We start from the raw sequence: 14,391 nt of genomic DNA on the forward strand, positions 1-14,391 counted from the left end.
GTCAGGGGTCTGGCTGGCTTGCGGGTGGGCGGCGAGCGTGTCCGGGTGACGGGCGGCATGGGGTCGTCCCGGGGAGAGGGAAGCCTGGTCATGGTGAGGGTCGATGCGGCGTCGGTCGTCGATGCGGTGCGGGTCGAGGGGGGTGGGGCGGGCCGTCAGCGGCTTGCGCTGCTGGTGTTGTTGACGGCGAGTTTCACGTTGGCGGTCGATTTCTCGATCCTGAACGTGGCGTTGCCGGCGATCGGTCGGGACGTGGGTCTGTCGTTGGGGGCGCTGCAGTGGGTGGTGACGGCGTTCGCGTTGTGCGCGGCGGGGTTCACGCTGCTGTTCGGGCGGGTTGCGGACCTGTTCGGTCGGCGTCGGCTGTTCCTGGTGGGGGTGGCGGCGCTCGGGGTGTCGTCGCTGGTCGGTGGGCTGGCGGACGACGCGGGGGTGTTGTTGGCGGCGCGGGTGGTGCAGGGTCTGGCGACGGCGGCGGTGACTCCGGCGGCGCTGTCGCTGTTGACGACGTCGTTTCCGGAGGGGCCGGCGCGTGAGCGGGCGCTCGGGCTCAACGGTGCGTTGATGGCTGCCGGGTTCACCGCCGGGGCCGTTCTCGGCGGTGTGCTGACGGATCTGTGGAGCTGGCGGTGGACGTTCTTCATCAACGTCGTGGTCGCGGCGGCGGTGCTGGCGGTTGCGCCGGCGGTGCTCGCGGAGAGCCGGCCGCAGCGGCGTCCGCGGCTGGACGTGCCGGGTGCGGTGGCGGTGACCGGTGGTCTTCTGGCGCTGGTGTACGGGCTCACCGAGGCCGGGCGGCGTTCGTGGGGTGATCCGCGGGCGTGGGGGTCGTTGCTGGCGGCGGTGGTGTTGCTGGCGGTGTTCTGGATGGTGGAGCGGCGGGTGGCGGAGCCGCTCGTTCCGGTGCGTGTGCTGACCCGCCGTGGTGTGGGTTGGGGGAACGTGGCGGGGTTGCTCGCGTTCGCGACGGAGACGTCGCTGGTGTTCCTGCTCACCTTGTACCTGCAGGACGTGCTGGGCTATTCGCCGCTCGCGGCGGGGTTGTCGTTCGCGGTGCTGGGGGTCGGGACGGTGGTGGGGGGAATGGTGGCGCCTCGGTTGCTCGCCCGGGTGGGCGGCAAGCGGGCCATCGTCGTGGGGTTCGTGGTGCAGGCCGCGGCGACGTTGCCGTTGGCGTTCCTGGGTGCCGACCGGGTGTGGCTGGTGGTGTTGCTGGCGGCGACGTTCGTCGGTGGGGTGGCGAATCTGGTGGCGATCGTCGGGTTCATGGTCACGGCCACCTCGGGGCTGCCGGCCGAGGAGCAGGGTTTGGCGACCGGGCTGGCGACGATGAGTCAGCAGGTCGGGATCACGCTGGGTGTGCCGGTGATGTCGTCGGTGGTGACGGCGGTTGCCGGGGGCGGCGCCGGTGCGTCGGGTGTGCTGCAGGGGGTCGGGGTCGCGGTGTGGGTGAACGGCCTCGCCTGCGTGGGGGCGGCGGTCCTTGCCGGGTTCGTCCTTCCGTCGGCGCGGGAGGGGGCGTGACTGTCCGGCACGTGCTTGCGTTCGCCGGTCTCGGCGGGGTCACCGAGCTGGTGTGCGGGGCCCGCGTGAAGCGGGGCGAGAGTCCCGCTTCCCCGGCGTCCTGACCCGGGAACCGGGGCGCCGGGTGCGGCCCGCGGGTGGTCGGGGTGGACCGGTGTCACGGCGGCCGGTCCACCCCGGGGTCCGTCGGCCCGGCGTCGAGGGCGTTCGCCGCCGGGCCGGACGATGTCAGAGGTGGCCGGTGGCGCGGCGGGCGGCGTCCAGGGCGTTACGGAAGAGCATGGCGACGGTGGTGGGGCCTACTCCCCCGACGCGGGGGGTGATGGCGCCGGCGACGTCGGCGCAGGTCTCGTCGACGTCGGGCAGTAGGCGGCGTCCTTCGTAGCGGACGCCGCCGCCGATGACGGTGGCGCCGGGGCGGACGTGTTCGGGCTGGATGATGCCGGGGACGCCGGCGGCGGCGATGAGAATGTCGGCGCGGCGGGTGTGGGTGGCCCAGTCGGGGACGCCGGTGTGGACGACGGTGACGGCGGCGTTGGCGGTGGGGCGTTTCTGGGTGAGCAGCAGGGCGAGGGGGCGGCCGAGGGTGGCGCCGCGGCCGAGGATGACGACGTCGCGGCCGGCGACGGGGATGTCGTGGAAGGCGAGCAGGGCTTCGATGCCGGCGGGGGTGCAGGGCAGCGGGCCGGGCAGGCCGAGGGCGAGTCGTCCCATGTTGAGCGGGTGCATGCCGTCGACGTCGAGGTCGGGGTCCATGGTCTGCAGGGCCCGGTCGTAGTCGAGGTGGCCGGGGATGGGGTGCTGGATGAGCAGGCCGTGGACGTCGGGTGCGGTGTTGAATTCGGCGATGGCGCGGTGCAGGTCGTCCTGGGTGGCGGTGGCGGGCAGGTGGACGTGGGGTGAGTCGAAGCCGAGTTCGGCGGCCTGGCGCTGTTTGATGCGGATGTAGCCGGCGCTGGCGTCGTCGTCGCCGACGAGGATGGTGGCGAGGCTGGGGGTGATGCCGGCGGCGCGCAGGGCGGTGACGCCGGCGGCGACGTCGGTGAGGATGCGTTCGGCGACGGGGGCGCCGGGCAGGAGTCGGGCGGTGGGCATGGTGCTCCTCCGTCAGCGGAGGCCCAGGCGGTCGACCTCTGCTCGTGGGAGCTCCCCGATGGTTGTTGCCATCCCCTGGCCGCCAGTCGCGTCGGGTTCAGCTTGCCACAGGTGGTCAGCCGAGGTCGACCAGGAGGGGGCGGTGGTCGGAGATGGCGGACAGGGGGGTGTGTACGGCGGTGACGGGCGGGAGCTGGTCGATGCCGTGGCGGTCGGCGAGGATGTGGTCGAGTTGCACGCGGGGTTGCCCGGCGGGGTAGGTGGGGCGGCGGCCCAGGGGGTGCCAGCCGGTGAGGAGTCGGGCGGGGCCGGCGGGGAGGTTCAGGTCGCCGAGGAGGATGCGGGGCGCGGGCAGGGTGCGTAGGGCGCGGATGGTCTGGCGGAGTTGGTGGGCGTTCCAGCCGGGGACGAAGGACAGGTGGGTGGCGGCGACGGTGAGGTGGCCGTGTGGGGTGTCGAGGACGGCGGCGAGGACGACGCGGGGTTCGTCGTGCAGGAGGGTGAGTCCGCCGCCGGGCCCGGGGACGTAGACGGGTGAGCGTACGGGGGCGGGGCGCAGTCGGGTGACCTGCCAGCTGCGGACGCGGTGGCGGGTGACGAGGCCGACGCCGTAGCAGGGTTCGCCGTGTCCGTCGTCGTCGTGGCGCAGGGGGCGGAACTGTTCGCCGGGGGTGCCGACGACGGCGGCGGCGAAGCGGTGTTCGTCGGCGCCGAGGGCGCGGGCGGCGATGGCGGTGAGGTCGAGTTTGCCGCTGCGGCTCTGGTCGCGGTCGACTTCCTGCAGGGCGAGGACGTCGGCGTCGAGGGCGGTGACGGCGGCGGTGAGCCGGTCGGGGTCGACGAGGCCGTCGGTGAGGGACCGGCCGTGCAGCAGGTTGAAGGTGGCCAGGCGCACGTTTGCACCCTACGTGGCCGTGGGAGGGTTGCCGGGTGTTGAAGGTGCTGTGGTGCTCGGTGGTGCTGTTCGTGGCGTTGGGTGCGGTGGGTGTGTGGTTGCGTCGGCGGCGGGGTCGGTGACGGTGGTGCGGGCCGGGGTGCCCGGTCGAGTTTTCGGCGGATGAGTCACGCCGTGGCGTAAATCGATGTCCTGGGACGGCGTGGTGCCGCGATCATGGAGCGGACACGGACCCGCAACCGATGGGAGTTTCTTCCGTGCCTGTGCCTGCCGACCCGACGGTCCTCCATCCGATGCCTGAGCAACCGCGGGTGGTGTTGCTCCGGCCGCTGGTGAAGTCCCCGCTGATCGAGGTCGGGGAGTACACCTACTACGACGACCCGGACGATGCGACCGCGTTCGAGACGCGCAACGTGCTCTACCACTACGGGCCGGAGAAGCTGATCATCGGCAAGTTCTGCGCGCTGGGCACGGGAGTGCGGTTCGTCATGAACGGTGCCAACCACCGGATGGACGGCCCCTCGACCTTCCCTTTCCCGACCATGGGCGGCTCGTGGGCAGAACACTTCGACCTGCTCACCGGGCTGCCGGGCCGAGGGGACACCGTCGTCGGCAACGATGTCTGGTTCGGTTACGGCACGACGGTCATGCCCGGCGTACGGATCGGGCACGGCGCGATCGTCGGCTCGGGCGCCGTGGTTACCAGCGACGTGCCCGACTACGGCATCGTCGGCGGTAACCCGGCCCGCCTCATCCGCACCCGCTACAACGACCAGGACGTTGCCCGGCTGCTGGCGGTGGCCTGGTGGGACTGGCCCGTGGAGCACATCACCGAGCACGTACGGACGATCATGTCGGGCAGCATCGCCGATCTGGAGGTCGCCGCCCCGGACACTGCGCGCGGTTGACGCGCGGGCAGGAGTTTCTGTGCGGGCGCATCGTCCTGCGTGGGACGTCTCCAATCGCACCGTAGCCGCATGCGGCCTGTCCGTGGCATCCGGCCACGGAGCCTGCACAGAAATACGTTTGGTGGATCACGGCGGCGCTGCTAGTTTTCGTGAGGCCGTGCGAGAGACCGAGGAGGTGGTACCCGTGAACGTTTCGACATGGGTGCTCCCCTCTGGGGTCACGGTCGGGCGATAGGTCGTCCGGGAGCGCCGTTTCACGAGCACTCCCGAAAGGCACGACCATGCGATTCACTTCCGAACAGCGCCTCGATGACGGCGTCCTCGAACGTGAGTTCACCCTCGGTGAGATCCCCGGCATCCTGTGGACGCCCACATCCGCGTCCGCACCGGTCCCGCTGATCCTGCTCGGCCACCCCCCGCTCGGACTTCAGAGGATGTACCCCCGCCTGGTGGCGCGGGCCCGGCACGCTGCGGCGGATGGCTTCGCCGCGGCCACCATCGAGCTCCCCGGCAGCGGCGCCCGGCCCCGTTGGGCCGCCGCCGAGCAGGCCCGCGCCGACCTGCGCCGAGCTGTGGAGGCCGGCGAGCCGGTCAGCGACGAGATCATCGACGCCCTCATCCTCCCGCTCGTCGACAAGGCGGTCCCGGAATCGCAGGCCGCCCTGGACGCCCTCCTGTCGCTGCCCGAGATCGGCGGCCCGGTCGGGTACTCGGGGGGAGTGATCTCCGTCGGCATCCGGCTTGCGGTGGCCGAGCCCCGCATCGTGGCCGCCGGCTTCTTCGCCGGGAGTTTCGTGCCTCGCACCATGTTCGAGGAGGCCCGACAGGTCACCATTCCGCTGCATGTCCTGCTGCAGTGGGATGACGAAGGCAACGACCGGCAGGCGGCCCTGGACCTGTTCGACGCCTTCGGCTCCAAGGAGAAAACGCTGCACGCCAACATGGGCGGACACACCGGTGTCCCGCAGTTCGCAGGGGAGGACGCGGCCGCGTTCTTCGCCCGGCATCTGCGCTAGCCGCGGGCCGGGGCCCCGCCGCCAGGCCAGCAGCAGGCGGTCGGCCGCGCCAGCCAGCACGCCGCTCACCAAGGGGCAGGCCCCGGCCCTCCTCGATGACGGTGGCCAGCAGATGCACAACCGCCCCGATCGCGGCGGTACCGGCCATCGGCGGTACCGGCCGGTCGGGGCGGAGTTCTGCTCTTGGCGACCGGCTTGACCTCTGCAAGATCAGCTGTAGGTACCTCCGTACTCCAAGGAGGACCCCGACATCAAGGTGTTTGGGGGGCTGTCGGCGGCAAAATGTGGTGTCCGGAAGCCTGGGCGTGGCTAGAGTCGCGGGCATGTACTTCCATCAGATCTACGGCTGACACGGTCGGGGCAGCGCCCCGGCTTCCCTCCCGCACGTCCATGTGCGCCCCCTCCGACCGTGCCTTCTCGGTGGGCGGCGGTGCGCTGGCTTGCGGTGTCCTCTTCGCCGTAGAGCTGAAATGAGTGAGCTTCCGTGTCTTCCGTGTCCCGTCGCCGCGCCCACATCGCGATGGTCGGCATCCCCGCCGTCAGCCACGTCCTGCCAAGCCTTGAGGTCGTCCGCGAGCTGGTGGCCCGCGGCCACCGCGTGACCTACGCCAACGACCCGGCGGTGGCCGACCTGGTCGCGGCCACCGGCGCCGAACTCGTCCCCTGCACGTCCGAACTGCCGGTCGCCGACAACGACTGGCCCGACGACCCCATCGCCGCGATGGGGCTCTTCCTCGACGACGCCATCCGGGCACTCCCCCAGTTGCGCGCCGCCTACGATCCCGACCCGGCGGACCTGTACCTGTACGACATCGGCGCCTACGCCGCGCGCGCCCTCGCCGAATCGCAGGACCGGCCCGTCCTGCAGCTGTCTCCGACGTTCGTGGCCTGGGACGGCTACGAACAGGACGTCGTGGCGCACCTGCGGCAGATGCCGGGCGCCGACGCGTACCGGGCGAAGTTCGCCCGGTGGCTCGCCGACTGCGGGGCGTGCACCACCGACGTGGACGCCTTCTCCGGTCGCCCCCCGCGGGTCCTTGCGCTGATCACCCGGGCGATGCAGCCACACGGCGACCGGGTCGACACCGACACGGTGACCTTCGTCGGGCCCTGCTTCGACGCACGTGCGGGCGCGGACGGCTGGACCCGTCCGGCGGACGCGGAGCACGTGCTGTTGATCTCCCTGGGTTCGGCGTACACCCGTCAGCCGGAGTTCTACCGCCAGTGCCTGGCGGCCTACGGCAACCTGCCCGGCTGGCACGTCGTCCTCCAGATCGGCCGGTACACCGACCCGCGGGAACTCGGCGACATCCCGCCGAACGTCGAGGTGCACTCCTGGGTTCCGCAGCGGGCGATCCTGGAGCAGGCGGACGCGTTCGTCACCCACGCCGGCATGGGCGGCTGCGGCGAAGGACTGTTGGCGGGCGTTCCCATGATCGCCGTGCCGCAGGCCGTCGACCAGTTCATGAACGCCGACCGGCTCGTGGAACTGGGCGTGGCCCGCCGTATCGACACCCCCGAAGCCACCGCCGAGACCCTGCGGGCGGCCCTGCACGACCTGGTCACCGACGCGCAGGTCGCCCGCCGTTCGGCGCTGCTCCGCGTCGGCGCGCGGGCCGAGGGTGGCACCTCGCGCGCCGCCGACCTCATCGAGAACCTGCTGGCCTGAGCCTTGCCCGTCCCGGCCGGGGCTCGGGCTCTTTGTGCCGTGACTGCTGGTGAGGCTGGCCACAAGGGGTCTCGTGGGGCGGGCGGCGGTGGGAAGAATGGCGGCCCGTGGACCCCCTGTCGCTGACCACCCTGCTCGCTGCGGCCGCCATGGCCGGTTGGGTCGATGCCGTGGTGGGGGGTGGGGGGCTGTTGCTGCTGCCGGCGTTGTTGGTGGCGGCGCCGGGGATGCCGGTGGCGTCGGCGTTGGGGACGAACAAGCTGGCGGCGATCGCCGGTACGACGACGGCGGCGGTGACGTACGCGCGGCGTACGAAGATCGACTGGGCGGTGGCGGGGCCGTCGGCGGGGTTGGCGGTGTGTTGCGCCGGGTTGGGTGCGGCTCTGGCGGGGGCGGTGCCGGCGTCGGCGTACCGGCCGGTGGTGTTGGCGGTGCTGGTGTCGGTGGCGGTGTTCGTGGTGCTGCGGCCCCGGTTGGGGGTGGTGGCGCAGCCGGAGCGGCGGACGCGGTGGCGGGTGGTCACGGTGGTCGCGATGGCGGGTGTGGGGATCGCCCTGTACGACGGGTTGATCGGGCCGGGCACGGGGACGTTCCTGGTGTTGGTGTTCACCGCGTTGGTGGGTGCGGACTTCGTGCACGGTTCGGCGATGGCGAAGATCGTGAACGCGGGCACGAACCTGGGGGCGTTGGTGGTGTTCGCGGCGACCGGGCACGTGTGGTGGCTGCTGGGTGCGGCGATGGCGGTGTGCAACATCGCCGGAGCCGCGCTCGGGGCGCGGATGGCGCTGCGGCGCGGCTCCGGCTTCGTGCGGATCGTGTTGTTGGTGGTGGTGCTGGCGCTGGTGGGCAAGCTCGGCTACGACCAGTGGGTGGCGTCGACCTGACCGTCGCCCGCCACCGTTGCAGCCGCTTCGCCAGCGCTCTCTCGGGGTGCGAGGCCGGCCCCGGTGCCGGTTTCCGCGGACTGGCTGCTTCTCCGGGGCGCGATGGCCGGCCTCGGCGCCGGTGGGTGTGTCAGGCGTGCCGGACGACGTCGGTGTAGCCGAGGCGGGGCAGGCGCGGGAACCAGGCGTTCTCGGCGGGCCGGCCGATGTTGACCACGAGCAGGCTCTTCCAGGTGGAGTCGGTGAAGAACTCCCGGTCGACGCCGGCGGCGTCGAATCCGCCCATGGGGCCGGCGGCGAGGCCGGCGGCGCGGACGGCGAGCAGGAAGTAGCCGATCTGCAGGGTGGCGTTGAAGCGGGCCATCTGCTCGCGGGCCTCGAGGTTGCCGGCGAGGTCGTCGCGCAGCTGCGGTCGGATCGGGAACACCTGCGGGATGAACTCGTGGAAGTCGGTGTCGGCGGCGAGCACGGCGACCATGGGCGCGGTGCTGGTCTTGGCCTGGTTGCCCTCGCTCATGTGGGCGACCAGGCGCGTGCGGGCCTCGCCCGGGCCGACGAAGAGGATGCGCAGGGGCTGGGCGTTGACGGCGGTGGGCGGGAACTTGGCGAGTTCGAAGATCGCCTGGAGCTGCTCGTCGGTGACGGGTTCGTCGGTGAAGGCGTTGGCGGTCCGGGCGTCGGTGAACAGCTGTGCCTGGGCCTCGGGGTCCAGGGTGATCAGGGGCGAAAAGACGTCGGTCATCGGGGCATCTCCAGGCAACGGACTGATTGGCTACGACGACAGTAGCAGCTAGCTTTTTAGTAGTCCCCCGGTCTGTCGGTCCCCGCCGTATCCTGGGACCATGACGGTCGAACGGGAGGTCGACGGCGCGCGGCGGGCGTGCCACGGGGGCATCACCCGGGCCTTCGCGTTCCTCGGCAAGCGGTGGAACGGCATGCTGCTGGGCACCCTCGCCGACGGCCCGGCCGGGTTCGCCGAGCTGGGGCGCGCCCTGCCCGGGATCAGCGAGTCCGTCCTGTCCGACCGGCTGGGCGAGCTGGTCCGGGTCGGGCTGGTCAGCCGGACGGTGCGGCAGGGCCCGCCGCTGGGGGTGAGCTACGAGCTGACCGAGCGGGGCGCCGCGCTGGTGCCGGCCCTCGACGCGCTGGCCCGCTGGGCGGACGAGAACCTCCCCGCCCCGCCTTCCACGGGCTGCTGACCCGCGCCACCGCGCCCACGGGGCGCACCGGCCGGGGACCGCCCGAGCGGATGTGTGATCATCAGCGGATGCCGGTACGCGCCGAACACGACCGGGCCGTCCTCGCCGGGCTGCTGGAACGCGACCCGGTGCTGCACGCCTACCAGCTGGGCGACCTGGACGACTTCTTCTGGCCGTACACCTCCTGGTTCCGCCGGGGCGAGGAGGTGGCCTTGCTGTACCACGGGGCCGACCCGCCCACCCTGTTGGCGTTCGCGGCGCCGCCGCGGGTCGCGGAGCTGGCGGCGCTGCTGCGGGAGCTGGCGCCGGTGCTGCCGGCCCGGCTGTGGGCGCACCTGTCCCCCGGCCTGGAGCCGGCGCTGGCCGGGGCGTACCGGATGGAGCCGGCCGGCCCGCACCACAAGATGGCGCTGACCGACCCGGCCCGGCTGGCCGCGACCCCGCCCGCCGGGGTGGTACTGGACGCCGCGGACCTGCCGGCGATGCACCGGCTGTACGCGGACGCCTACCCGGGCAACTGGTTCGACCCGCGGATGCTGGACACCGGCCAGTACGTGGGCATCCGCGAGGGCGGCGAGGTGGTGGCCGTCGCCGGGGTGCACGTGTTCTCGCCGGCGTACCGGGTGGCGGCGTTGGGCAACGTGACCACCCATCCCCGGGCCCGGGGGCGCGGGCTGGCCGCGGCGGCGGTGGCCGCGCTGTGCGGGCGGCTGCTGACCACCGTCACGCACGTCACGCTCAACGTGAAGGCGGACAACGGGCCGGCCGTGCGGCTCTACGAGCGCCTGGGCTTCACCCGCGTCGCCGACTACGGCGAGTACGCGTTGACCGCGCGCGGGCGGTGACGGCCGGTCGTCCGGTCACCACGGGCCGCGCGGCCCGGCGCTCGCGCCCGGCCGGCGCGGCGGTGCGACCGTCCGGCGCCGTGGCCCGGACGACCGGCCGAGGGCCGACGTGAAAACCCTTCCACCTGCATGTACGGCCGTCCAGGGGGGTCGGGAACCCGACGCTGGACGCTGCTGGTGTCGGACCGGCGGGGGCCCGCCCCGGCCCTAGCGTCTCCCGGCAGAGGTCGCGCGTGCGTCGCGCGGCGGAGCTGAAGGAGCAACGCATGGCAACAGCAGCAGTGCCCTGGCGGCGAACACGGACGGTGAGCCTGCTCGCCGGCGTGACGGCGGTGGTGACCGCGCTGGCGACGCCCGCGGTGGCGGCGCCCGGGGTGAACCCGGCCCTCGTGGACCGCGACGCCGACCCCGGCACGTCGATCGGCGTCAGCAAGGTGGTGTCCACCCCGCCGATTCCGCCGAAGCCCGACGTGGTGCTGCTGGTCGACACGACCGGCAGCATGGGCGGGGCGATCGCCAACGTACGGACCAACCTGCAGCAGGTCATCACCGACGTGCGCGCGGCGCAGCCGTCGGCGCAGTTCGCGGTGGCCTCCTACCGGGACACCGGGGACGGCGCGGAGCTGTTCCAGGTGCGGCAGAACCTGACCGACGACGCGACGGCCCTGCAGAACGCGGTGAACGGGCTGGCCGCCGGCGGCGGCGGGGACACCCCGGAGGCGTGGGTGAACGCGCTGGTCGAGGTGTCCGACGGGGCGATCGCCTACCGGTCGGGCAGCAGCCGGATCGTGGTGCTGGTGGGTGACGCGCCGAGCCACGACCCGAGCAACGGGCGCACCCTGGCGCAGGCGACGGCGGCGTTGCAGGCCGACGAGGCGCGGCTGCTGGCGGTGAACGTCAGCGGTGGCGGTGGTGGCCTGGACGCGACCGGGCAGGCCACGGCGGTGGTGTCGGCCACCGGCGGGCAGTTGGTGGGCAGCTCCCCCGACACGGTGACCGCCGCGATCCTGGCGGGCCTGCGGGACCTGGACGTCACGGTCACCCCGACGGTGACGTCGTGCGACGCGGGCCTGTCGGTGGGCTTCGACGCGGCGTCGCGGACGCAGCAGTCGGGCACCGACGTGCCGTTCGCCGAGACGATCACGGTGGCGGCGGACGCCGCGCAGGGCGCCGAGCTGACCTGCACGGTGGACTTCCTGCTCAACGGCCTCTCCGGCGGGCCGGCGTTCACGCAGCAGATCCGCGTGCGGGTCAACGACGTCACCCCGCCGACCGTGGTCGTCGACGACCGGACGGTGGAGGCGACCAGCCCGGCCGGCGCGGTGATCGACTATCCGGCGTCGGCGACCGACAACGTCGACGGTCCGCTGACCCCGGCCTGCGTGCCGCCGCCCGGCTCGACGTTCCCGCTCGGCGCGACGGCGGTGACGTGCACGGCCACCGACGCGGCCGGCAACACCGGCAGCGACACCGCCGTGATGCGGGTGGTGGACACCACCGCGCCGGCGACGGCGTGCGTGCCGACGAACAACCCGAGCGGTGGCAACATCCCCGGCTCCTACAACCCGGACGGGTTCTACGAGCTGACGTCGACGGACGTGGTGGACACGGCCGTGCAGGTGTTCATCGGTGACGCGGCGGACCCGAGCGTGCGGTTCGGGCCGTTCCCGGCCGGCACGAAGATCAAGCTGGTGCAGGCGCCGGGTGCGCAGTCGCGGGTGAAGGACGGCACCGGCGACATCGACTTCAAGGTGACGTTGCGCGGCGACGCGCTGATCGTCGGCGTGGACGACGCGGGCAACGCCTCGGCGCCGGCGGTGTGCCTGGTGGCTCCCCCGCCGAAGTGACGGCCCCCGCGCGCGGGGTCGTGCCCCGCGGGTGACGTCCCGGCCGCCGGGCCCCGTCGGGGTCCGGCGGCCGTTCGCGTACGCGCCTGAGCCGCGCGGGTCGCAGGCGCCCGCGCCCGGTGTGTCGACGCGCCTGCGCGGTTCAGCCGCGGCGGCTGGGCGAGTCGAAGCGGCCGGCGCGCATCTCGCGCAGCGCCCGGCGGCGGGTGTCCCCGCGCAGCGTGTCGACGTACAGGCGGCCGGCCAGGTGGTCGGTCTCGTGCTGCAGGGCCCGGGCGAGGAACCCGCTACCGGAGATCGTCAGCGGCTCGCCGTGCTGGTCGAAGCCGTGGGCGGTGGCGTGCATCGCCCGGGGGGTCGGGAAGTAGAGCCCGGGGACGGACAGGCAGCCCTCGTCGTCGTCCTGCAACTCCTCCGACAGCTCCAGCGTCGGGTTGACCAGGTGGCCGCGGTGGCCGTCGGCGTCGTAGACGAACACCTGCGCGTTGACGCCGATCTGGGGTGCGGCGACGCCGGCGCGGCCAGGGGCGCCGAGCAGGGTGTCCATCAGGTCGGTGACCAGGGCGCGTAGTTCGGCGTCGAAGCTGGTCACCGGCTCGCTCGGGGTGCGCAGCACGGGGTCGCCGATGATCCTGATGGGCCGCATCGTCATGCCGGCAAGGTTATCCGTCGTCGCCCGCGGTGGCGGCACCCGGGCGGGCGGCCACGAGCACCTCGACGCCGTCGAGGATGCGGGCCAGGCCGAACTCGAACGCGCGGGCGGGGTCGCTCGCGGCCTGGTACTCCTGACCGGCGGCGCTGCCGACCCGCGCCGCGAGGGGGTAGCGGCGCGGGTCGAGGGCCTTCTCCAGGTAGGGGGCGTGGGCCTGCCACCACTGTTCCTCGGTCATGCCGGTGTGCGCGGCGGCCTGGGCGGCCTCCACGGCGCTGCGCACGGCCCCGTGGACGTACCCGGAGACGAGGGTGACGACGGCGTCCATCTCCAGGTCGGTCAGGCCGATGCCGTCGACGGCGCGCAACTCGTACTCGTAGCGGGCGATGACGTTGGGGCCGAGCGGGGGGCGGGTGGTGGCGACCTGCAGCAGCCAGGGGTGACGCAGGTAGAGCGCCCAGGTCTCGCGGGCGATGTGTGCGAGGCGGCCGCGCCAGCCGCCGGGCACGTCGTCGGGGCGGGCGGTCTCGCCGTAGACGGTGTCGAGCATGACGTCGAGCAGTTCGCCCTTGCCGGGGACGTACGTGTAGAGGCTCATGGTGCCGACGCCGAGGCGTTCGGCGACCCGGCGCATGGACAGGGCGGCCAGCCCGTCGGCGTCGGCGACCTCGATGGCGGCGCGGACGATCCGGTCCACGGACAGGTCGGGCCGGCCCTTGCGGCTGGCGCGTTCGCGGGTGCGCCAGAGCAGGGCGAGGCTGCGCGCGGGGTCGCCGGTGCCGCTGTACTCGGTCGTCATGCCCCGGAACTCTACCGTGCGCCGTACCGTATGGTGTACGGTACGGCGTACGGAACGAGCGGACGGGGGCACGGATGCACCGGGACGGACCGGCCATCGAGGCCGAGGGACTACGCAAGCGCTACGGCGACACCGAGGCCCTCGCCGGCCTCGACCTGACGGTGCCCGCCGGCACGGTCTGCGGCCTGCTCGGGCGCAACGGCGCGGGCAAGACCACCGCGGTGCGGGTGCTGACCACCCTGCTGCGGCCCGACGCCGGCACCGCCCGGGTGGCCGGCGCCGACGTGCGCCGACACCCCGACCGGGTGCGCGCCCGCATCGGGCTGGTCGGTCAGCACGCCGCCGTCGACGAGGTGCTCAGCGGCCGGCAGAACCTGGTGCTCTTCGGCCGGCTGCACCACCTCGGTGGCGCGCGGGCCCGCGTCCGGGCCGCCGAGCTGCTCGCCCGCTTCGACCTGACCGACGCCGCCGACCGGCCCGCCGGCACCTACTCCGGCGGGATGCGCCGCCGCCTCGACCTCGCGGCGAGCCTGGTCCTCGACCCGCCGGTGCTGTTCCTCGACGAACCCACCACCGGCCTCGACCCGCGCGCCCGGGCGCAGGTGTGGGACGCCGTGCGGGGCCTCGTCGCCGACGGCACCACCGTGCTGCTGACCACCCAGTACCTGGAGGAGGCCGACCAGCTCGCCGACAGCGTCCGGGTCGTCGACGCCGGCCGGGTGATCGCCGACGGCACCCCCGACGAGCTGAAGGCCGCGCTCGGCGGCGACCGGGTCGACGTGGTGCTGTCCCGCGCCGACGAACTGGACCGGGCGGCGCGGGCCGTCGGTGCCGCCGTCGCGGCGCGGCCGCACGTCGACCCGGCGGCCCTGCGGGTCAGCGTGCCCGTCTCCGGGCGAGTCGCCGCGCTGGCCGCCGTGCTGCGGGCGCTCGACGACGCCGGCCTGACCGCCGTCGACATCGCGGTGCGCCGCCCCACCCTCGACGAAGTGTTCCTGAAGCTCACCGGCGAGGACTCCCCCGCCGCCCACCCCGCCGAGAAGAAGGTGACCGCGTGA

14 protein-coding genes and 1 riboswitch are annotated in these 14,391 nt (G+C 73.3%); of the genes, 9 read left to right on the top strand and 5 right to left on the bottom strand.

Translation table 11 applies throughout. The features are described 5' to 3' along the window. The first annotated feature begins 45 nt into the window (after positions 1–45). Positions 46–1,524, top strand: coding sequence for an MFS transporter (locus ACZ6O2_RS16835; protein ID WP_466023448.1), 1,479 nt, complete (start codon positions 46–48; stop codon positions 1,522–1,524). Between the two features lie 228 nt (positions 1,525–1,752). Here ACZ6O2_RS16835 and ACZ6O2_RS16840 read toward each other — a convergent pair whose 3' ends face one another. Both ACZ6O2_RS16840 and ACZ6O2_RS16845 read right to left on the bottom strand, forming a co-directional pair. Next, positions 1,753–2,619, bottom strand: coding sequence for a bifunctional 5,10-methylenetetrahydrofolate dehydrogenase/5,10-methenyltetrahydrofolate cyclohydrolase (locus tag ACZ6O2_RS16840; RefSeq protein ID WP_466023449.1), 867 nt, complete (start codon positions 2,617–2,619; stop codon positions 1,753–1,755). 14 nt (positions 2,620–2,633) lie between these two features. Beyond that, a riboswitch (ZMP/ZTP riboswitch) is annotated at positions 2,634–2,719 on the bottom strand. 15 nt (positions 2,720–2,734) lie between these two features. Then, complete coding sequence (locus tag ACZ6O2_RS16845; protein ID WP_466023450.1) at positions 2,735–3,514, bottom strand: endonuclease/exonuclease/phosphatase family protein; 780 nt, start codon at positions 3,512–3,514, stop codon at positions 2,735–2,737. Between the two features lie 242 nt (positions 3,515–3,756). Here ACZ6O2_RS16845 and ACZ6O2_RS16850 point away from each other — a divergent pair, with 242 nt between their 5' ends. The 4 genes from ACZ6O2_RS16850 (at position 3,757) to ACZ6O2_RS16865 (ending at position 7,991) form a co-directional block, all read left to right on the top strand. Further along, on the top strand, positions 3,757–4,422 hold the full coding sequence (locus ACZ6O2_RS16850) for a CatB-related O-acetyltransferase (RefSeq protein WP_466023451.1): 666 nt from the start codon (positions 3,757–3,759) through the stop codon (positions 4,420–4,422). A 281-nt stretch (positions 4,423–4,703) separates the two neighbouring features. After that, a complete protein-coding gene (locus ACZ6O2_RS16855) occupies positions 4,704–5,438 on the top strand; it encodes an alpha/beta hydrolase (RefSeq protein ID WP_466023452.1) in 735 nt (244 codons plus the stop codon). Between the two features lie 520 nt (positions 5,439–5,958). Further along, positions 5,959–7,107 (top strand): macrolide family glycosyltransferase, encoded by a 1,149-nt coding sequence (locus tag ACZ6O2_RS16860; RefSeq protein ID WP_466023475.1) that lies wholly within the window; start codon positions 5,959–5,961, stop codon positions 7,105–7,107. A 107-nt stretch (positions 7,108–7,214) separates the two neighbouring features. After that, on the top strand, positions 7,215–7,991 hold the full coding sequence (locus ACZ6O2_RS16865; RefSeq protein ID WP_466023453.1) for a sulfite exporter TauE/SafE family protein: 777 nt from the start codon (positions 7,215–7,217) through the stop codon (positions 7,989–7,991). Between the two features lie 130 nt (positions 7,992–8,121). On the opposite strand, the gene ACZ6O2_RS16870 is transcribed toward ACZ6O2_RS16865, so the two are convergent. After that, complete coding sequence (locus tag ACZ6O2_RS16870) at positions 8,122–8,733, bottom strand: malonic semialdehyde reductase (RefSeq protein ID WP_350705625.1); 612 nt, start codon at positions 8,731–8,733, stop codon at positions 8,122–8,124. Positions 8,734–8,833: 100 nt separating this feature from the next. Between ACZ6O2_RS16870 and ACZ6O2_RS16875 the strand changes: the two genes are divergently transcribed. The 3 genes from ACZ6O2_RS16875 to ACZ6O2_RS16885 all read left to right on the top strand — a co-directional run bounded on the left by ACZ6O2_RS16875 (position 8,834) and on the right by ACZ6O2_RS16885 (position 11,882). Beyond that, positions 8,834–9,190 (top strand): winged helix-turn-helix transcriptional regulator, encoded by a 357-nt coding sequence (locus tag ACZ6O2_RS16875; protein WP_466023454.1) that lies wholly within the window; start codon positions 8,834–8,836, stop codon positions 9,188–9,190. 68 nt (positions 9,191–9,258) lie between these two features. Beyond that, positions 9,259–10,035 carry a GNAT family N-acetyltransferase gene (locus ACZ6O2_RS16880; protein WP_466023455.1) on the top strand — a complete coding sequence of 259 codons (777 nt, stop codon included), beginning with the start codon at positions 9,259–9,261 and terminating at the stop codon, positions 10,033–10,035. A 266-nt stretch (positions 10,036–10,301) separates the two neighbouring features. Next, positions 10,302–11,882, top strand: a complete 1,581-nt coding sequence (locus ACZ6O2_RS16885; RefSeq protein WP_466023456.1) for a VWA domain-containing protein — start codon at positions 10,302–10,304, stop codon at positions 11,880–11,882. 142 nt (positions 11,883–12,024) lie between these two features. On the opposite strand, the gene def is transcribed toward ACZ6O2_RS16885, so the two are convergent. Continuing rightward, positions 12,025–12,534: a peptide deformylase gene (gene def, locus ACZ6O2_RS16890; protein ID WP_350705633.1), complete on the bottom strand. Its 510-nt coding sequence runs from the start codon at positions 12,532–12,534 to the stop codon at positions 12,025–12,027. 10 nt (positions 12,535–12,544) lie between these two features. Beyond that, positions 12,545–13,333 (bottom strand): TetR/AcrR family transcriptional regulator, encoded by a 789-nt coding sequence (locus ACZ6O2_RS16895; protein ID WP_466023457.1) that lies wholly within the window; start codon positions 13,331–13,333, stop codon positions 12,545–12,547. Between the two features lie 74 nt (positions 13,334–13,407). Between ACZ6O2_RS16895 and ACZ6O2_RS16900 the strand changes: the two genes are divergently transcribed. Next, positions 13,408–14,391 (top strand): ATP-binding cassette domain-containing protein, encoded by a 984-nt coding sequence (locus ACZ6O2_RS16900; RefSeq protein ID WP_466023458.1) that lies wholly within the window; start codon positions 13,408–13,410, stop codon positions 14,389–14,391.

It is taken from the genome of Micromonospora sp. NPDC048040 (genome assembly GCF_055587185.1).